At 66.4% G+C, this 17464-nt stretch carries 18 protein-coding genes; 10 read left to right on the forward strand and 8 right to left on the reverse strand.

Annotated elements, in window-relative coordinates; translation table 11 throughout:
• Positions 1 to 47: 47 nt before the first annotated feature.
• Positions 48 to 497 carry a DUF2141 domain-containing protein gene (locus IFS44_RS07545; protein WP_244648464.1) on the reverse strand — a complete coding sequence of 150 codons (450 nt, stop codon included), beginning with the start codon at positions 495 to 497 and terminating at the stop codon, positions 48 to 50.
• Complete coding sequence (locus tag IFS44_RS07550; RefSeq protein ID WP_192098052.1) at positions 403 to 687, reverse strand: sterol desaturase family protein; 285 nt, start codon at positions 685 to 687, stop codon at positions 403 to 405. The genes IFS44_RS07545 and IFS44_RS07550 overlap by 95 nt, the downstream gene beginning before the upstream one ends.
• A gap of 492 nt (positions 688 to 1179) precedes the next feature.
• On the opposite strand from IFS44_RS07550, the gene IFS44_RS07555 reads away from it, so the two are divergent.
• Positions 1180 to 1599 (forward strand): hypothetical protein, encoded by a 420-nt coding sequence (locus tag IFS44_RS07555; protein WP_052380814.1) that lies wholly within the window; start codon positions 1180 to 1182, stop codon positions 1597 to 1599.
• A gap of 172 nt (positions 1600 to 1771) precedes the next feature.
• Here the strand turns inward: IFS44_RS07555 and IFS44_RS07560 are convergent, their stop codons facing one another.
• Positions 1772 to 2365, reverse strand: coding sequence for a GNAT family N-acetyltransferase (locus IFS44_RS07560; RefSeq protein ID WP_192098053.1), 594 nt, complete (start codon positions 2363 to 2365; stop codon positions 1772 to 1774).
• A gap of 235 nt (positions 2366 to 2600) precedes the next feature.
• Between IFS44_RS07560 and crtY the strand changes: the two genes are divergently transcribed.
• From crtY to IFS44_RS07580, 4 genes are all read left to right on the forward strand, one after another.
• Positions 2601 to 3767, forward strand: a complete 1167-nt coding sequence (crtY, locus tag IFS44_RS07565; RefSeq protein ID WP_031394043.1) for a lycopene beta-cyclase CrtY — start codon at positions 2601 to 2603, stop codon at positions 3765 to 3767.
• Positions 3764 to 5242, forward strand: a complete 1479-nt coding sequence (locus IFS44_RS07570) for a phytoene desaturase (protein WP_031394044.1) — start codon at positions 3764 to 3766, stop codon at positions 5240 to 5242. Before crtY ends, IFS44_RS07570 begins: the two co-directional genes overlap by 4 nt.
• 192 nt (positions 5243 to 5434) lie before the next feature.
• The gene (locus IFS44_RS07575; protein WP_031394045.1) at positions 5435 to 6016 is read left to right on the forward strand and encodes an LOG family protein; all 582 of its coding nucleotides are present in this window, start codon (positions 5435 to 5437) and stop codon (positions 6014 to 6016) included.
• 148 nt (positions 6017 to 6164) lie between these two features.
• Entirely contained in the window at positions 6165 to 7112 is a 948-nt protein-coding gene (locus IFS44_RS07580; RefSeq protein ID WP_192098054.1) for a phytoene/squalene synthase family protein, read from the forward strand.
• 145 nt (positions 7113 to 7257) lie between these two features.
• On the opposite strand, the gene IFS44_RS07585 is transcribed toward IFS44_RS07580, so the two are convergent.
• Entirely contained in the window at positions 7258 to 7590 is a 333-nt protein-coding gene (locus tag IFS44_RS07585) for a hypothetical protein (RefSeq protein ID WP_244650032.1), read from the reverse strand.
• Positions 7591 to 7609: 19 nt separating this feature from the next.
• On the opposite strand from IFS44_RS07585, the gene IFS44_RS07590 reads away from it, so the two are divergent.
• The 4 genes from IFS44_RS07590 (at position 7610) to IFS44_RS07605 (ending at position 12231) form a co-directional block, all read left to right on the forward strand.
• Positions 7610 to 9439: an ABCB family ABC transporter ATP-binding protein/permease gene (locus tag IFS44_RS07590; RefSeq protein ID WP_192098055.1), complete on the forward strand. Its 1830-nt coding sequence runs from the start codon at positions 7610 to 7612 to the stop codon at positions 9437 to 9439.
• 187 nt (positions 9440 to 9626) lie between these two features.
• Positions 9627 to 11396: a DNA helicase RecQ gene (gene recQ, locus IFS44_RS07595; RefSeq protein WP_192098056.1), complete on the forward strand. Its 1770-nt coding sequence runs from the start codon at positions 9627 to 9629 to the stop codon at positions 11394 to 11396.
• Positions 11393 to 11821, forward strand: coding sequence for a TIGR01244 family sulfur transferase (locus IFS44_RS07600; protein WP_031394698.1), 429 nt, complete (start codon positions 11393 to 11395; stop codon positions 11819 to 11821). The genes recQ and IFS44_RS07600 overlap by 4 nt, the downstream gene beginning before the upstream one ends.
• Positions 11818 to 12231 (forward strand): hypothetical protein, encoded by a 414-nt coding sequence (locus tag IFS44_RS07605; protein WP_192098057.1) that lies wholly within the window; start codon positions 11818 to 11820, stop codon positions 12229 to 12231. The genes IFS44_RS07600 and IFS44_RS07605 overlap by 4 nt, the downstream gene beginning before the upstream one ends.
• A 126-nt stretch (positions 12232 to 12357) precedes the next feature.
• Here IFS44_RS07605 and IFS44_RS07610 read toward each other — a convergent pair whose 3' ends face one another.
• The 4 genes from IFS44_RS07610 to IFS44_RS07625 all read right to left on the reverse strand — a co-directional run bounded on the left by IFS44_RS07610 (position 12358) and on the right by IFS44_RS07625 (position 15002).
• Positions 12358 to 13710 (reverse strand): ammonium transporter, encoded by a 1353-nt coding sequence (locus tag IFS44_RS07610; RefSeq protein ID WP_244650033.1) that lies wholly within the window; start codon positions 13708 to 13710, stop codon positions 12358 to 12360.
• A 27-nt stretch (positions 13711 to 13737) separates the two neighbouring features.
• Positions 13738 to 14076 (reverse strand): P-II family nitrogen regulator, encoded by a 339-nt coding sequence (locus IFS44_RS07615; protein WP_192098059.1) that lies wholly within the window; start codon positions 14074 to 14076, stop codon positions 13738 to 13740.
• A gap of 171 nt (positions 14077 to 14247) precedes the next feature.
• Positions 14248 to 14448: a putative signal transducing protein gene (locus tag IFS44_RS07620; protein ID WP_192098060.1), complete on the reverse strand. Its 201-nt coding sequence runs from the start codon at positions 14446 to 14448 to the stop codon at positions 14248 to 14250.
• Positions 14445 to 15002, reverse strand: coding sequence for a pyridoxamine 5'-phosphate oxidase family protein (locus tag IFS44_RS07625; RefSeq protein WP_031439289.1), 558 nt, complete (start codon positions 15000 to 15002; stop codon positions 14445 to 14447). Before IFS44_RS07625 ends, IFS44_RS07620 begins: the two co-directional genes overlap by 4 nt.
• Positions 15003 to 15143: 141 nt before the next feature.
• Between IFS44_RS07625 and IFS44_RS07630 the strand changes: the two genes are divergently transcribed.
• A complete protein-coding gene (locus IFS44_RS07630; RefSeq protein WP_192098061.1) occupies positions 15144 to 17378 on the forward strand; it encodes a TonB-dependent siderophore receptor in 2235 nt (744 codons plus the stop codon).
• Positions 17379 to 17464: the final 86 nt, after the last annotated feature.

A 17464-nucleotide genomic window follows, 5' to 3' on the forward strand; every position in this document is an offset into this window, starting at 1 on the left:
TTCCACCGCGCAACGCGGGGCAACCCCATTCGGTCCGTTGCAATCCGTCAGAAGATGTAACGCATCCTGACCTGTTGCATTTCAGCATCACCGGCGAGCATGAACCGTGCCGCGGAAAAGCGAGGCGGTCCGAAGCGTACCGCGGCGTTGTTCGAGAAGCCATAGCCCTCGCGCGGGATGCCCGCGATCGTGTCGAGCTTGGAGTTGCTGTTCTCGTCATGGATGATCGCCAGCGCATAGCCGCGCTGCGGCAGGCCCGGAAAGCTCGTCGTCCGGACCGCGGCGGGCAGGGTCCGGGTCAGTGCCTTGGCATCGTCGACACAAGCGGGGAAATTGTCGGGGTCGGCGGTCAGACAGATACGGATCAAGCCTTTGGCCGAGCGAAGATTGTCGACCTCGACGTCAAGCCGCGTGACCGGGCTCGCCGCCGCCAGAACGGCCCAGACCGCTGCCGCCGCCAGCACGCGCGGCAGCCTTGGCATGCGATCTGCCCGCATCGCCGTGCTCCCGGTCGGTGCCGCAGAGCCGATCCCAGAACCGGAAAGTGAGCTCATAATTGCACCTGTATCGTTCATGATGTGGCTGATGGCGGCTGGCCGTGATCAGCCATGTCCCCAATGCTCCCCTCCACATGAACCGGGGAAAAACCTCCCGGCCCATCGGATTGGCCCCCTCCATAACGGTCATGACCGTCAGAGCCAAACCGAGCGCACCGCCAGGGTCGGAATCGCGACGACCCGTAGCGGAATTATCACAGCAACGGGACCGGATCGAACGCCGTTGCCATTCAGATCCTCGGTCGACGACGCCCGGCCGGTGCTCCACCTGTTTGCACTGACTCTAGCCTATCGCCCCCGCAAAATGATCGAAACCGGCGGCATCCGGATACGCGGCTGCAAAGCGCGACGGCCTGTGCGCCTGCAAACTCAACGCCGCCCTGATCTATGTCCGAACACCGGATCCTCATCAAATCTTTATCGATTTTGCAGAGTTCATGCGCCAACAACTCGGTTGTTGAAGTCTCATTGACGCCTTGCAATGTGGAAATTCACTCAGGTCAACGAATTTGAGATCCTGATAGCAGAACATTGCTCCATTACGACGATAACGCCTGTTTGAAAGTCCGACGGCATGTCGGAGACAGGCTGTCTCGATACTATAAATTTAGGAGATGAGGATATGGCAACCATCAACATCATGATTGCTGTGGATGTGGAAACAGCTCAGTCGACGGCCAGTGGCCAGACCATCACCCAAGGTCTGTATATGATCGACACGACGGGCTATGAAGGCACGTCCGAGGGTGGCAACGAGTTGACGACGCCGTGCAATGCCGGTGACGTCTTGGTGTGGACCGTCTATCCCATCAATCCCGCCGACAATATCGCAATCACCGGGTTTACCGGTCAATGCACGCAGAACCCGCCGAATAGTGTATTCCAGAAGCTTGAAAAACAGACGACGCCCGCGGGCGTTATCTATTGGACCTGTGTGATCAACAACGGTACAGCAACGGGGTCCTACCAGTACAGCGTCGTCTTCTCGATGTCGGGCAAGACCTACAGCTATGACCCGTTCATCAAGGTCCCGGCGAACTGATCGCCAGCGCGTAAACATGGGCATGTGCGCTCCCGGCTGATCCGGAAATGAGCGCGCGCCGCACACGGTGCCGGGCAGCAGCGACGACTTGCGGCTGCCCGGTACCGCAAAAACCCGCGCAGTTCCTCGGCCAGCATCGCTCGACCTGTCCGCCGAGCGTCCGGAACCGAGGTCAGGCGCGTCGGTCGAGGATCAGGATCGGCGCGTCACGATAGCGGCCCTCGATGCGCAGGCGGTAGCCAAGGCGCTCGGCGAGGCGGAGCGAGGGCGCGTTGCCGGGGTCGATGATGCAGGTCGTCGCGGCGATGCGCGGGTCGGCCCAGGCCAGGACCGCCGCCATCGCCTCCGACGCATAACCCTGTCCCTGCGCGTCGCCGGTCAGCGTCCAGCCCATTTCGGGGCCGATCGCACCGGGACCGTCGATCGGCGGCAGGATCGCGCGCCGCGCTTCGATCAACCCCATCTCGCCGATCAGCCGGCCGGTCGCGGTCTCGCGCACGATCCAGCTGCCATAGCCGAACGCGGTCCACTGGCCGATCGAGCGGAGCAAACGGATCCACACCTCCTCACGACTGCGCGGCGTGCCCCCGATCATCGCATAGACGCGGGCGTCGGCCCACATCGTGGCGCAGTCGTCGAGATCGGCCGGGACATGGCCGGTCAGCGTCAGGCGCGGCGTGGCCAGCGTCGGCGCCTGGGGGTGGCGGGGGCCGGGATCGCCGGCATGCGGTGCTGGCGAAGCGTCGTTCGGGTGTGAGGGGGGCATGGCGGCTCCGGATCTGGCATGGACATAGTGGCGGAGATGGCGACGGCGCGCCATGCCCGACCTGGCGCTCCCCGTCCCTTCGCGTCCGCCGCGTGGTGGCAGCGGAAGGCGGTAACCCGAGGGGGATCGCCCCGGTGGCGGAAGGGGCGGCCGAGTCGGCAATGCAGGTTGTCTTCGCGCGCGATTGGGCGGGAAAGGCTGTTTTCGCAGACGCCGGTTTGCGCTAGTCGGAGCCATGGCATCGACGATCTCCTGCGACGTCGCGATCGTTGGCGCGGGCCTGGCCGGCGGGATGATCGCGCTGGCGCTCAAAGCGAAGCATCCGGCGCTCGACGTGCGGCTGGTCGATGCCGCCCCGACGGTCGGCGGCAACCACCTCTGGTCGTTCTTCGACAGCGACGTGGCGGCGGCGGACCGATGGATCGTCGCGCCGCTCGTGGTGCATGGCTGGCAGGGCTATGACGTGCGCTTTCCAGGGCATGCGCGGACCATCGACGCGCGTTACAATTCGATCGAGAGCGTCCAGCTCGACCGCGAGGTACGCCGCGTCCTGCCGCCGCACGCGCTGATGCTCGACCGCAAGGTCAGCGGTGCGAGCGCGACCGCGGTGGTGCTGAGCGACGGCGACCGGATCGAAGCGACCGGGGTGATCGACGCGCGCGGGCCGGGCGACCTCACGCTGCTCGATCTGGCGTGGCAGAAATTCCTTGGCCGCGAACTGCTGCTCGACGCGATGCACAAGGCGCCGCGGCCGATGGTGATGGATGCAGGCGTCGAACAGCTCGACGGCTATCGCTTCGTCTATTGCCTGCCGTTCAAGGCGCGGCGGATGTTCGTCGAGGACACCTATTACAGCGACACGCCCGATCTCGATCTGCCCGTGCTGCGCGACCGGATCGATGCCTATGTCGCCGAGCGCGGCTGGTCAGTGAAGCGGATCGAGCGCGAGGAATCGGGCGTGCTGCCGGTGGCGATGGGCGGCGATTTCGAGGCCTATTGGCGTTCGACCGGGGCGCGCGTCGCCAAGGCGGGGATGCGCGCGGGGATGTTCCACCCGACCACCGGCTATTCGCTGCCCGATGCGGTGCGGACCGCGTCGATGATCGCGGCGCTGGGGGATTTCTCGGGCGCGCGGCTGCACGACGCGACCTATGCGATGGCGCAGGCGACGTGGAAGAGCCGCGGTTTCTACCGGATGCTCGACACGATGCTGTTCCGCGCGGCGGAGCCCGAGGAACGCTACCGGATCCTCGAGCGCTTCTATCGCCTCTCCCCTTCGCTGATAGGCCGTTTCTATGCCGGACGTTCGACCATGACCGACAAGGCGCGGATCCTGACCGGCAAGCCCCCCGTCCCCATCGTGCGCGCCGTCCGCGCCATCGCAGGCAGTATGAGATCATGAAGACAGCTATCGTCATCGGCGCAGGGTTTGGCGGGCTGGCGCTCGCGATCCGGCTGCAATCCGCAGGCGTCCAGACGACCATCGTCGAGAGCCGCGACAAGCCGGGCGGGCGTGGCTATTACTGGGAGCGCGACGGCTTCACCTTCGATGCGGGCCCGACCGTCATCACCGATCCCGACTGCCTGCGCGAACTATGGGCGCTGAGCGGGCACGACATGAGCGCGGATGTGACGCTCGACCCGGTGCTGCCCTTCTACCGGCTGAACTGGGCGGACGGGACGAATTTCGATTATACCAACGACGATACGCAGATGCGGGCGGAGATCGAGAAGCTGCATCCGGGCGACTGGGCGGGCTATGAGAAGTTCCTCGCCTATTCCGCCGGCGTGTTCCACGAAGGCTATGAGAAGCTCGGCCATGTCGCGTTTCTCGACTTCGGGTCGATGATCAAGGCGGCGCCGGCACTCGCGAAATACCAGGCCTGGCGCTCGGTCTATTCGATCGTGTCGAGCTTCGTGAAGTCCGAGAAGCTGCGCGAGGCGCTCTCGTTCCACACGCTCCTCGTCGGCGGCAACCCGATGACGACGAGCGCGATCTATGCGCTGATCCACAAGCTCGAGCGCGACGGCGGCGTCTGGTTCGCGCGCGGCGGCACCAACCGGCTGGTCGCGGCGCTGGTGACCCAGTTCGAGCGGCTGGGCGGCGTGCTGCGGCTCGACGACCCGGTCACCTCGATCGAGACGCTGGGCGACCGCGCGACCGGGGTCACGACGGCGAGCGGCTGGTCGGGCCAGGCGGATGCGGTGGCGGCGAACAGCGACATCATGCACACCTATCGCGACCTGCTGGCGACGTCGCGCAGCGGACAGCGGACCAAGGCGTCGCTCGAGCGCAAGAAGTACAGCCCGTCGCTGTTCGTCGTGCATTTCGGGATCAAGGGCACGTGGCCCGGCATTCCGCACCACATGATCCTGTTCGGGCCGCGCTATAAGGGGCTGCTGTCGGACATTTACGATCACGGCGTGCTGGCGGAAGATTTCTCGCTCTATCTGCACCATCCGACCGTCACCGACCCCAGCCTGGCGCCGGAGGGGCATTCGACCTTCTACGCGCTCGCGCCGGTGCCGCATCTCGGCAAGTTCCCGGTCGACTGGGACGAGATCGGCCCGATCCTGGAGAAGCGGATCCTCGACGAGATCGGTCGGCGGCTGATCCCCGACATCCACGACCGGATCGTGACCAAGTTCAGCTATGCGCCGAAGGATTTCGCGCAGGATCTGAACGCCCATCTGGGCTCGGCCTTCTCGCTCGAGCCGGTGCTGACGCAGAGCGCGTATTTCCGCGTGCACAACCGCGACGATCATATCCCGAACCTGTACTTCGTCGGCGCGGGGACGCATCCGGGGGCGGGGATTCCCGGCGTCGTCGGGAGTGCGAAGGCGACGGCGCGGTTGATGCTTGAGGGCGAGCAGTAAGGGTTTGTTCGCGCGGAGACGCGGAGGCGCGGAGATGGTGCGTCCAGCCTATCGGTCGGAAAACCTCTCGGCTGTACGTCATCATGGTATAAAGTCGCTCCGCGACCCGTGCTGCAACTCCGCGCCTCCGCGTCTCCGCGCGAACCCATTCTTTTCTTGCGGCACCACGCGCGCTTCCCCTAGCGAGGCCACATGAAAAGACTTGCTGTGTATTGCGGGTCGGCGACGCCGGCTGATCCCCTGTATATCGAAGGCGCACGCGCGCTGGGACGGACCTTTGCCGAGCGCGGAATCGGCCTCGTCTATGGCGGTGGCCGCACCGGCCTGATGGGCGCGATCGCCGACGGTGCGCTCGAGGGTGGCGGCGAGGTGATCGGTGTGATCCCGCAGGCGCTGGTCGATGCCGAAGTCGCGCACCGGGGGCTGACCGAACTCCACGTCGTGCAGGGCATGCACCAGCGCAAGCAGATGTTCACCGACCTGTCGGACGGGTTCGTGACGATTCCCGGTGGTACGGGCACGATGGACGAGCTGTGGGAGGCGCTGAGCTGGGCGCAGCTCGGCTATCATGCGGATCCCGTTGGGCTGCTCAACACCGCGGGCTATTACGACCATCTGATCGCGTTCTGGGACAAGATGGGCGAGGTCGGCTTCCTGCGACCGCAGCACCGCGACCTGCTGATCGTCGCGGATACGCTCGACCTGCTGCTCGACCGGATGGCGGAGCATGTGCCGACGCAGCCGATCGTCCGGATGAACGCGTCGGATCTGTGAGCGTCTTCGCGCCGCATACTATCCTGCTCCACCCCGGCGAAGGCCGGGGCCCAGTTGGGGGACGCGGATTGGCTCGCTCTAAGCGTTGTTACACTCGCTTTCCCACCTGGACCCCGGCCTTCGCCGGGGTGGTAGTAACGGTGACGGCATGACCTCCCCCTCCCCCACCCGCGAAGCGATCGTCGCGACGGCGAAGGAGTCGATCGCGCGCGGATCGAAGAGTTTCGCGGCCGCCAGCCTGTTGTTCGACAAGCCGACGCGTGAGCGTGCGTGGCTGCTCTACGCCTGGTGCCGGCGGTGCGACGATATCGCCGACGGGCAGGATCACGGGCACGGCATGACCGTGGTCGACGATGCCCCGGCGCGGCTCGTCACGCTGTCCGCGATGACCGAGCAGGCGCTGGCGGGCGAAGTCGTCGGCGAACCCGCATTCGACGCGCTGCGGATCGTCGCCGCCGAGACGCGGATGCCCAAGCGGTTCGCGCGCGATTTGGTCGAGGGCTTCGCGCTCGATGCGCGCGAGTGGCGACCGCGCTCCGAAAACGACCTTTACAAATATTGCTACCATGTCGCGGGCGTCGTCGGCTGCATGATGGCGATCGCGATGGGGGTCGATCCCGAGGACGAGGACACACTCGACCGCGCCTGTGACCTGGGGATGGCATTCCAGCTCGCCAATATCATGCGCGATGTCGAGGAGGATGACCGGGTCGGGCGCTGCTACCTGCCCGAGGACTGGCTGGTCGAGATGGACTTTCCGCCCGGCCAGCACATGAAGCCGCCATTCCGCGCGCGCCTCGCGGTGCTCACCAAGCGGATGGCGGACCGCGCGGCGGCGTTCGAGGCGAGCGCACGGGAGGGCACGCCCGCGTTATCGTTCCGATCGGCCTGGGCCGTGCTGTCGGCGGCCGGTATCTATGGCGCAATCGGGCGGACCGTCGCAGCGCGTGGCGAGCATGCCTGGGATCACCGCGTTACGACGTCCGGGGCGCAGAAGCTGGGATTTATCGCGAGAGCCGCGCGGGAAGCAGCGGCGCGGGAGCGGCTGTATCCGCGTACGCCGCGCGATCCGAGGCTGTGGACACGACCGCGGTAGATCCGGCCCTAGCACATTCAACGTCTGTCCCTGCCCCTTCCGTTCGCCCTGAGCGAAGTCGAAGGGCATCCGTTCGGGGCCTGTGCTTCGACTTCGCTCAGCACGAACGGAGGGGGGGACGGGCGGTGACCCCCACACGAGCGGATCAGCCCCGTGCTTTGGCCTTGCCTGTCACGGCGATCTGCGCGCCCGCGGTGCGGCAGTTGGCGCCGATCATCGGATAGGGGACGTCGGTGTTCTGCGCGAGCTGATCGGGGAGTGCCGCACGGCACTGCGCCATGGTCTCGTAGCGCGCCGGCACGACCCGTGCCTCGGTGCAGTTCATATTGCCGTCACTGCAACCCATGATGGCCATGACGTAGAACAACGGTTCCATTTCATTCTCCAGTGGATCGCCGTGCCCGGCGTTGGACACGGTATGAAAAGCGACGAAGTGGCAGGATTGTTCCGTCAACCGCTTTCGCCGGGGCTTGACCACGCCTACATCACCACCAGCAATGCCCCCTGATACCTACACCTCCACCCGCGCGGACCAGCCGTTGCTGCCGACGCTCCGCCGCTTTCTGCCGTTCCTGTGGCCGGCGGGGCAGCCGAAGCTGAAGGTGCGGATCGTCGTCGCGATGCTGCTAGTGATCGCGTCGAAGCTGGTGCAGGTGTTCGGCGCGGCCTTCACGCTGAAATATGCGGTCGACCGGATGGCGGGGAACGACCGCGGCGCGCTGACGCTCGTCGCGCTGCTGGTGGTCGGCTATGCGGCCTCGCGATTCGGGACGACGCTGTTCGACAATCTGCGCAACGCAGTGTTCGAACGTGTCGGACAGGACGCGTCGCGGCGGTTGGCGGCGCAGGTGTTTCGCCACCTCCATGCACTGAGCCTCGATTTCCATCTGTCGCGCCGAACGGGCGCAGTGACCAAGGTGGTCGAGCGCGGGACCAAGAGTATCGACACGATGCTCTATTTCCTGCTGTTCAACATCGCGCCGACGCTGTTCGAACTCGTGCTGGTGCTAGGCCTGTTCTGGACCAAGTTCGGCTGGCCGCTGGTCGTCGCGACGGTCGTGATGGTGGTCGGCTATATCGCGTTCACGCGGATGGTCACCGACTGGCGCAACGCGCTGCGCGCACGCATGAACGACCTCGATACTGGTGCGGTCGCGCATGCGGTGGATTCGCTGCTGAACTTCGAGACGGTCAAGTATTTCGGCGCGGAGGAGCGCGAGGCGAAGCGCTATGACAGCGCGATCACCGCCTATTCCGAAGCCGCGGTGAAGAGCGAGAATTCGCTCGCATGGCTGAACCTCGGCCAGGCGCTGATCACCAATCTGATGCTTGCGGGCGGCATGGGCTTCGTCGTGTGGCGGTGGAGCCGGGGCGAGGCGTCGGCGGGCGACGTGGTCTTCGTTTCCACGCTGCTGGCGCAGCTATTCCGGCCGCTCGACCTGCTCGGTATGGTGTATCGCACGATCCGCCAGGGTGCGCTCGACATGGCGGCGATGTTCGACCTGATCGACACACCCGCTTCCGTCGTCGACGTGGCCGACGCCCCCGTACTGGCGGTCAGCGCGGGGCATGTCCGGTTCGAGAATGTCTCGTTCGGTTATGATGCGGGCCGGCCGATCCTGCGCGATCTCGAGCTCGACGTGCCCGCGGGATCGACGCTCGCGGTGGTCGGACCATCGGGCGCGGGCAAGTCGACGCTCGCCCGGCTGCTCTACCGCTTCTACGACCTGACGGGCGGGCGGATCACCGTAGACGGACAGGACATTGCGCAGGTCCGCCAGGCATCATTGCGCGCGGCGATCGGAATCGTCCCGCAGGACACCGTGCTGTTCAACGACACGATCGGCTACAACATCGCCTATGGCCGTGAGGGGGCGGAGATACCCGAGGTCGAGACGGCGGCGAAGGGCGCGGCGATCGCGGGGTTCATCGAACGCCAGCCGCTGGGCTATGCGACGCGCGTCGGCGAGCGTGGTCTGAAGCTGTCGGGTGGCGAGAAGCAGCGCGTGGCGATCGCACGCACGCTGCTGAAGAACCCGCCGATCCTGATCCTCGACGAGGCGACGTCCGCGCTCGACAGCCGCACCGAGGCGGAGATCCTCGACACGCTCGAGGCGATCGAGCGCGGTCGCACGACGATCGTGATCGCGCACCGGCTGTCGACCGTGGTGCATGCCGACCAGATCGTCGTGCTGGAGGCGGGGCGGATCGTCGAGAAGGGCACGCATGCCGAGTTGCTGCGGCGCGAAGGTGTCTATGCGGAGATGTGGAACCGCCAGGCGCAGGAGCGCGCCGGCGATGACGCGGGGGCGCTCGCGGCGGAATAGGGTCGTCCCACCATCTTCCACCCCGGCGAAGGCCGGGGCCCAATTGGGAGACGGTAATCACGACGGACTGCGCACCGTTATCGCCGCCTTTCCAACCGGACCCCAGCCTCCGCCGGGGTGGTGTACATCAAGCGATAAGACCCGCGCTATCCTCGACATCGCAGCGGGGATCGCTACCTAGACGGCGATGGCACTCGACCCCCTTCCCGATCTCCAGCGCATCTTCGGCTTTCCTGATTTTCGTGGCGTGCAGCGCGATGTCGTCGACCGCGTGCTTGCGGGGCAGCGGACGCTGGCGGTGATGCCGACCGGAGCTGGCAAGTCGCTGTGTTACCAGCTGCCGGCGACGATGCTCGAGGGGACGTGCGTGGTCGTGTCGCCGCTGATCGCGCTGATGCACGACCAGTTGCGTGCCGCGACCGCGGTCGGGATCAAAGCGGCGACGCTGACGAGCGTGGATACCAATCGCGAGGAGACGATCGCGCGGTTCCGTGCGGGTGATCTCGATCTGCTGTACGTCGCGCCCGAGCGGGCCTCGAACGAGAGCTTCCGCAACCTTTTGTCTCAGGCGAAGCTCTCGCTGTTCGCGATCGACGAGGCGCATTGCGTCAGTGAGTGGGGGCATGACTTCCGCCCCGACTATCGGCTGCTGCGGCCGTTGCTCGACAGCTTCCCCGACGTGCCGCGGCTCGCGCTGACCGCGACCGCCGATGCCCATACGCGCGCGGATATCCTCGAACAGCTCGGCATCTCGCGTGAAGGGCTGATCGTGTCGGGGTTCGACCGGCCGAACATCCGCTATGCGATCTCGGCACGCGACAACGTCAACCGGCAGATTGCCGACATCCTCGAGAAGATTCCGGGGCCGGGGATCGTCTATGCGCAGACGCGCGCGGCAACCGAGAAGCTCGCCGAGGCGCTGGGGCGCAGCGGGCGGCCGACGCGGGCCTATCATGCGGGGCTCGATCCGCAGGTGCGCGCGAAGAACCAGGCGGATTTCGTCGCGAGCGAGGACATGGTGATCTGCGCCACCGTCGCGTTCGGGATGGGGATCGACAAGCCCGACGTGCGGTTCGTCGCGCATGCCGGGCTGCCGAAATCGATCGAGGCCTATTATCAGGAGACGGGGCGCGCGGGGCGTGACGGCGACCCGGCGATCGCGCACCTGTTTTGGGGTGCGGAGGATTTCGCGCGCGCCCGCCAGCGGATCGGCGAGGTCGAGCCCGAGCGGCAGGCGGGCGAGCGCCAGCGGCTGACCGCGATGGGCGGGCTGGTCGAGACCGCAGGGTGCCGGCGCCGCATCCTGCTCAAGCATTTCGGCGAGGAGCGACTCGAGGATTGCGGCAATTGCGACAATTGCCTCGGCAATGTCGATGCGGTCGACGCGACCGAGACCGCGCGGAAATTCTTGTCGGCGGTGTTCCGGACGGGGCAGATGTTCGGCGTCGGCTATATCGAGGGTATCCTGACGGGCGTGTCGTCGGAGCGCAGCCTGATGAACGGGCATGAGGCGCTGTCGGTCTACGGGATCGTCGAGGGCGACGAGGTGGCGCTGTTGAAACCCGTATCGCGCGCGCTGATGCTGAAGGATGCGCTGCGGACGAACCCGCACGGCGGCCTCGAATTCGGACCGGCGGCCAAGGCGATCCTGAAAGGCGAGGCGGCGCTGTCGGTGATCGTGCCGCCCAAGCGCGAGCGGCGGCGCAAGGCTGCACCCGGCGCGGTGCCGAACCCGGTCGACGATCCACTGTTCGAGGCGCTGCGCGTATGCCGCCGTGATCTGGCGAAGGACGCGGGCGTTCCACCCTATGTGATCTTCCACGATTCGGTGCTGCGTGACATGGCGGCGCAGCGACCCGCGTCGCGGGCGGCGCTCGCGGTGCTATCGGGCATTGGCGCGCGCAAGCTCGACGCCTATGGGGATGCCTTTCTGGCAGTTATCCGCGAGTCCGCATGATCCGGCACATCAACGAAAGCATTTCGGTCGCGCCGCAGATCGCGGTCGAGCACGTCGCGGACATTGCCGCGGCGGGCTTCAAGACGATCGTCAACAACCGCCCCGATGACGAGGATGCGGGCCAGCCTTCGGGCGACGCGATCCGTGCGGCGGCCGAGGCAGCCGGCCTGAACTATGTCGCGATCCCGGTGACGCATGCGGGCTTTTCGCATCCACAGATCGACGCGATGACTCAGGCGCTGACCGAGGCCAAAGGCCCCGTCCTCGCCTATTGCCGGTCGGGCACACGGAGCTGCAATCTGTGGGCGCTGGCCGCGGCAAAGGCGGGGCGCAATCCCAACCTGTTGCTCGCGCAGGCCGAGGACGCGGGCTATGACCTGCGCGGGATCCGCCCGATGCTGGACGCGCTCGCAGGGCCGCGATGATCCCGATCGCGCTCGGCCCCGCGGTGATCGGGGCTGCGGTCGCGGCATTGGTGGCGTCGGTCGGCGGTATCGGCTGGGCGACGGTCCGGAAGCGGCGTGTGATACGGATCGAGACCGCCGAGGAGGCCGCCGAGGCGGCGCAGGCGCAACTGCCGGGCTTTGCCGTGTCGGGCGCGGTCGTCGGCGCCGATGGGCGCGGCGCGCTCGCGGTCGCCGATGATGGCCGTGTCGCCGCGGTCAAGCGTGTCGGCAAGCGGATCGCGGTGCGCGAGGTCACCTGGCGGACGGTGCGCGCGACGCAGGAAGGAATCCTCGTCGAAACCGGCGACCGGACGCTCGGCGCGGTGATGCTCTCGCGGGTCGACGTGCTCGATATCCGGCGGCTGGCGCCCAGGAACATCGGCGTCTAGCGGGCGCCCTGCCGGCACCGCGATCGACACGCAAAAAAAGACCCGGTGCGTTGTGCGCACCGGGCCAGGTTGTCCGCAGGAGGAACATCGTGGGTGCGGGCTCGGGCGGCCCGCTACCGAACAGGATCAGTTATAGGCACGCTCGCCATGCTCGCCGATGTCGAGACCCTCGACCTCGACTTCGGGCGAGACGCGCAGGCCGGTGACCGCCTTGGCGATCAGGATCGCGATCACGGTGCCGACCGAGGCCCAGATGATCGTGACGAGAACCGCCTGGATCTGCACCAGCAGCTTGGCGCCGATCGCATAGTCGGCGGCACCCGGGCCACCGAGCGACGGCGCATAGACCACGGCAGTGCCGATCGCGCCGACCATGCCGCCGATGCCGTGGATGCCGAACGCGTCGAGCGAGTCGTCATAGCCGAGCAGCGGCTTGATCTTCGACACCGCCATGAAGCAGATCAGCGAGGCGATCGCGCCCAGCACGATCGCGCCGAACGGGCCCGAATTGCCCGCCGCCGGCGTCACCGCGACCAGCCCTGCGACGATGCCCGAGCAGAAGCCGAGTGCCGACCCCTTGTGACCCGACAGCCGCTCGGCAAGCATCCAGAACAACGCGGCCGACGCGGTCGCGACGAAGGTGTTGATCATCGCCAGCGCGGCCGACCCGTTCGCTTCAAGCGCGGAGCCGGCGTTGAAGCCGAACCAGCCCACCCAGAGCAGCCCGGTGCCGATCCCGGTCATCACCAGCGAATGCGGCGCCATCGGCTCCTTGGGATAGCCGATCCGCTTGCCGAGCATCAGTGCGGCGACCAGCGCGGAAACGCCCGCGTTGATGTGGACGACGGTCCCGCCCGCGAAATCGAGCGCACCGGCCTTGAAGAAATAGCCCGACGCGGCCCAGACCATGTGCGCGATCGGGAAATAGACGATCGTCAGCCAGACCAGGCCGAACACCATCACCGCGGAGAATTTCATCCGCTCGACGACCGAGCCGAGCACCAGTGCGATCGTGATCGCGGCGAAGGTCATCTGGAAACAGACGAAGACATATTCGGGAATCTCGACGCCCGCGGTGAAGGTCGCCGCCTGCGAGGCCGGGGTGATCCCCCTGAGGAATGCCTTGTCGAGGCTGCCGATGAAGTTGCTGAGCAGCGGATTGGTCACGTCGGGACCGAAGGCCAGCGTATAGCCCCACATCACCCAGATGAGCATCGCGAGTGCTGCGACCGCGCCGATCTGCGTCATCGTCGAGAGCATGTTCTTCGACCGGGTGAGACCGCCGTAGAACAGGGCGAGACCCGGCAGGATCATCATCAGGACGAGGATCGTCGAGGTCATCATCCAGGCGGTATCGCCCTTGTTGACGGTGGCGACGACGGGCGCGGCCGCGGGTGCGACGACCGTCTGCGCAAAGGCGGGCGCGGCGGCGACCAGCGCGGCACCGAACCCCAGAACCGCAGCGGCGGCTGTCTTCATGTCATGCTTCATCGTGTCCCCCTCCCCTCAGAGCGCCGAGTCGTCGGTCTCGCCGGTGCGGACGCGCACCGCCTGGCTGACGTCGACCACAAAGATCTTGCCATCGCCGATCGCGCCGGTGTTGGCGGATGCCTGGATCGCCTCGACCACGCGGTCCACCAGGCTCGTCGCGCACACGACCTCGACCTTGATCTTGGGCACCATGTTGGTCGTGTATTCGGCACCGCGATAAATCTCGGTCTGACCCTTTTGCCGGCCGAACCCCTTGACCTCGGTGACCGTCATGCCCGCCACGCCGAGCGTGGTGAGCGCTTCGCGCACCTCGTCGAGCTTGAACGGCTTGATGATGGCAATGACGAGTTTCATCGCGCCCCTTCCCCTTGTTACGTCGAACACAACGCAACGACCGTGCCAGTTTACCGGCAGGGTGCGGGACGGGGCGGGGACGGGGTGTCGGACGCGCCGGGCCGCTAGAAACTGTGCAGCGCGCGACGATTGCCTGAAAAACGGGCAGCGCGTTTCCGGACGATTATTCGCTCAGCGGTCGGGAATGATCGCGCGTGCCTCGGCGAAATCGTCGGCATCGACCATCACGCGGACCGGGATCAGCAGATCGCTGCCGTCGCCGATCGCCATGTCGCCGTCGAACACCATCGCGGCGATGCCCTCGCTTTCGAGCCGGCCGGCGATGATCAGCGCCTCGTTGCGGCTGTAGCGGCCAAGCTCGGCGAGACTCATCGGGCTGCACCGGGCGCGACGGTCGGCACGCGCGTCGGCAGACCGTCGATGCTGCGCGGATGCTCGGCCCATTCGGCGAGCCGTTCGGCATCGCTCTGCCCGGCATGATATTTGGACAGAGTCTGGCGTTCGCGATCGAGCGTCATGACGGGCACGCCCCAACCGCAGCTCGTCTGCACCTGATCGACCGCGATCTCGAAGATCTGCCGCGTACCCGGCAACGGCGTGAACTGCGCATAAAGCGCGTCCCAGCGATCGTCCTGCGGCAGCACCGCGGTGCCGTGCCCATAGATGCGGAAGATGAGCGCGGGGCGGTCAAACGCGCAGAACATGATCGTGATGCGTCCGTCGGCAGCGAGATGCGCATTGGTCTCGTTCCCCGAGCCACCGACGTCGAGATAGGCGACGGTGCCAGCGTCAAGAACGCGGAAGCTGTCCATGCCCTTCGGGCTGAGGTTGATCCGCGCACCCTCGGCCGCGGTCGCGACGAAGAACACGGGCTGGCGTTCGACGAACGCGCGGTGCGCGTCGGTAAGGGCGGGGAAGAAGTCCATGGCAACACCCTATCAGGACCACCGCTCAGACGCGAACGGTGAACCGCTTTTCCAAGCCATTGAAAACGCGGTTTGCGAATCGGTCGCAACGCTATTGCAAATCAGTCGCGACAACAGTAGCGAGCCGGAAAGGGGTTTTTCATGTCCGATCGTCGCTTCGCCCGCCTGCTGCTCGCCGGCACTATTCTCACGGCCGCGCTGCCCGCAACACCGGCCTGGGCCGGGTCCGCGTCGGAGGACACGACCCCCAACGCATCTGTGGCAGCGACAACAAGCCTCGACGAATCCGATACGTCCGAGCCGCAGGATCACGGCGTGATCGTCGTGACCGGCGAGAAGGCGACGACGATCGCGTCGTCCGGGACGAAGAGCGCGACGCCGATCGTCGAGACCCCGCAGTCGATCACCGTGATCAGCGCCGCTGACATTGCCGGGCTGGGACTGCAGAACCTCAATCAGGCGCTGCGCTTCGTTGCGGGCGTGACCCCCGAGACGCGCGGCGCATCGGCGGAAGTGTACGACCAGTTCAAGCTGCGCGGGTTCGACGCACCGGTCTATCTCGACGGCCTGCGCCAGTTCGGCAGCGCGACCGGCTATGCGGTGCCGCAGGTCGACGTGTCGCGGCTCGATCGGGTCGAGATCATCAAGGGCCCGGCGTCGGTGCTCTACGGCCAGTCGAGCCCCGGCGGGCTGGTCGCGGAGTCGAGCAAGCTGCCGCTCGACCGCGCCCTCTATGGCGCGGTCAGCGGCACTTATGGCAGCTATGACCTGTACCGCGTCGACGCCGATATCGGCGGGCGCGCGGGGAACGACGTGCTGTGGCGCATCTATGGCAGCGCGAACGGCGCCGACGACCAGCAGACCCAGGGTCAGGGCAAGCGCGAGCGCCAGACGATCTCCGCCGCGGTGACCGCCGGCGCGAACAGCAGGACGAGCTTCACGCTGCTCGGCGCCTATTCGCACGATCCCTATAACGGCAATTACGGCGTCTTCCCCGCGCTCGGCACCCTGATCGACAACCCGGCGGGCAAGATCTCGACGAAGTTCTACGGCGGCGAGCCGGGCGATTTCTTCAGCCGCGAACAGGCGGCGCTGACCTATATCTTCAACCATGATTTCGGTAGCGGCTGGGCGCTGCGGTCGTCGGGTCGCTATCAATATGTGAAGAGCAATCTGGGGATCGTCTATGCCGGCGGGCCGGCGCTCGATCCGTTTGCGACGGCGCCGACCGTCTATGGCCGCTACTCCTATTCGACGCGCGAACAGCTGAACAACTGGACGTTCGACAATCAGCTGACCGGCAAGGTCGTCACCGGACCGCTCACGCACAGCCTGTTGTTCGGCGCCGATCGGCAGGTCGCGCATTCGGCCGGACTCTCGGCCTTTGGCGGCGCGTCGCCGATCGACGTCTTCAACCCGGTCTACGGGACGATGCCGACACCGCAGTCGCCGTTCGTGGTCGCGGGCTACGCCTTTGACGGCAGCCTGGCCCGCGTCGATTCGGCCAATGTCCGCCAGCGCCAGCAGGGGGTCTATGCGCAGGACCAGATCGCGGTCGGCGGTCTGCGCGTGACGCTGAGCGGCCGCCAGGATTGGGCCCGCCAGGCGCGCGACGGCCAGGCGCAGAAGGACGAGAAGTTCACCTGGCGCGCGGGCGCGCTGTACCTGCTGCCGTTCGGGCTGGCGCCCTATGCAAGCTACTCGACCTCGTTCCAGCCGGAGAATGCGGAACTGCGCGATGGCAGCCCCCCGAAGCCGTCTCTCGGCAAGCAGATCGAGGCGGGGGTGAAATATCAGCCGACCGGCACGTCGATCCTCGTCACCGCAGCCTGGTTCCGGATCGAGCAGACCAATGTCGTCGTGTCCTATCCCGATTTCACGGCGGAGCAGATCGGCAAGGTCCGGTCGCAGGGTGTCGAGGTCGAGGCGAGCGCGCCGCTGCCCTACGGCTTCAACGCCAAGCTCGCCTATAGCCGCCAGCGCGTGAAGAAGGTCGAGGACGTCGTTGCCGCCAATATCGGCCTGCCGCTCGCGACGGTCGGGCGCGGCGGAATCTCGGCGAACCTCGAATGGGCGCCGACCGAGGGGCCGGCATCGGGCTTTGCGATCGGCGGCGCGGTGCGGCACGTCGACAAGACCTATGCCGATTTCTATTCGGACCGCGTCGCGCGCTATTCACCCGCCTATACGGTGTTCGACGCGCTGCTGCGTTACGATCTGGGCAAGCTCAGCCCGCGGCTCGCCAATGTCGATCTCGGCGTCAACGCGACCAACCTGTTCGACAAGAAGTATCTGACGAGCTGCTTCGCCAACTATGCCTGGTGCTGGTACGGCAACCGCCGCACGGTGCAGGCAACGATCGGGTATCGCTGGTAACGGGCCGCTCGACCCTGCGCGGGCGGTTTATGCGCAGGTCGATGGCACATCTTGGCGTGTCGGCCGTTCAGCGGTCCGAGCGCATC

The sequence above is a fragment of the Sphingomonas sp. CFBP 13706 genome (genome assembly GCF_014842355.1).
GTDB lineage: Bacteria > Pseudomonadota > Alphaproteobacteria > Sphingomonadales > Sphingomonadaceae > Sphingomonas > Sphingomonas aerolata.

Coding starts and splice junctions, on each gene's coding strand:
- IFS44_RS07545 (WP_244648464.1), bottom strand. CDS start 497: ATGCGGGCAGATCGCATGCCAAGGCTGCCGCGCGTGCTGGCGGCGGCA.
- IFS44_RS07550 (WP_192098052.1), bottom strand. CDS start 687: ATGACCGTTATGGAGGGGGCCAATCCGATGGGCCGGGAGGTTTTTCCC.
- IFS44_RS07555 (WP_052380814.1), top strand. CDS start 1,180: ATGGCAACCATCAACATCATGATTGCTGTGGATGTGGAAACAGCTCAG.
- IFS44_RS07560 (WP_192098053.1), bottom strand. CDS start 2,365: ATGCCCCCCTCACACCCGAACGACGCTTCGCCAGCACCGCATGCCGGC.
- crtY (WP_031394043.1), top strand. CDS start 2,601: ATGGCATCGACGATCTCCTGCGACGTCGCGATCGTTGGCGCGGGCCTG.
- IFS44_RS07570 (WP_031394044.1), top strand. CDS start 3,764: ATGAAGACAGCTATCGTCATCGGCGCAGGGTTTGGCGGGCTGGCGCTC.
- IFS44_RS07575 (WP_031394045.1), top strand. CDS start 5,435: ATGAAAAGACTTGCTGTGTATTGCGGGTCGGCGACGCCGGCTGATCCC.
- IFS44_RS07580 (WP_192098054.1), top strand. CDS start 6,165: ATGACCTCCCCCTCCCCCACCCGCGAAGCGATCGTCGCGACGGCGAAG.
- IFS44_RS07590 (WP_192098055.1), top strand. CDS start 7,610: ATGCCCCCTGATACCTACACCTCCACCCGCGCGGACCAGCCGTTGCTG.
- recQ (WP_192098056.1), top strand. CDS start 9,627: ATGGCACTCGACCCCCTTCCCGATCTCCAGCGCATCTTCGGCTTTCCT.
- IFS44_RS07600 (WP_031394698.1), top strand. CDS start 11,393: ATGATCCGGCACATCAACGAAAGCATTTCGGTCGCGCCGCAGATCGCG.
- IFS44_RS07605 (WP_192098057.1), top strand. CDS start 11,818: ATGATCCCGATCGCGCTCGGCCCCGCGGTGATCGGGGCTGCGGTCGCG.
- IFS44_RS07610 (WP_244650033.1), bottom strand. CDS start 13,710: ATGAAGACAGCCGCCGCTGCGGTTCTGGGGTTCGGTGCCGCGCTGGTC.
- IFS44_RS07615 (WP_192098059.1), bottom strand. CDS start 14,076: ATGAAACTCGTCATTGCCATCATCAAGCCGTTCAAGCTCGACGAGGTG.
- IFS44_RS07620 (WP_192098060.1), bottom strand. CDS start 14,448: ATGAGTCTCGCCGAGCTTGGCCGCTACAGCCGCAACGAGGCGCTGATC.
- IFS44_RS07625 (WP_031439289.1), bottom strand. CDS start 15,002: ATGGACTTCTTCCCCGCCCTTACCGACGCGCACCGCGCGTTCGTCGAA.
- IFS44_RS07630 (WP_192098061.1), top strand. CDS start 15,144: ATGTCCGATCGTCGCTTCGCCCGCCTGCTGCTCGCCGGCACTATTCTC.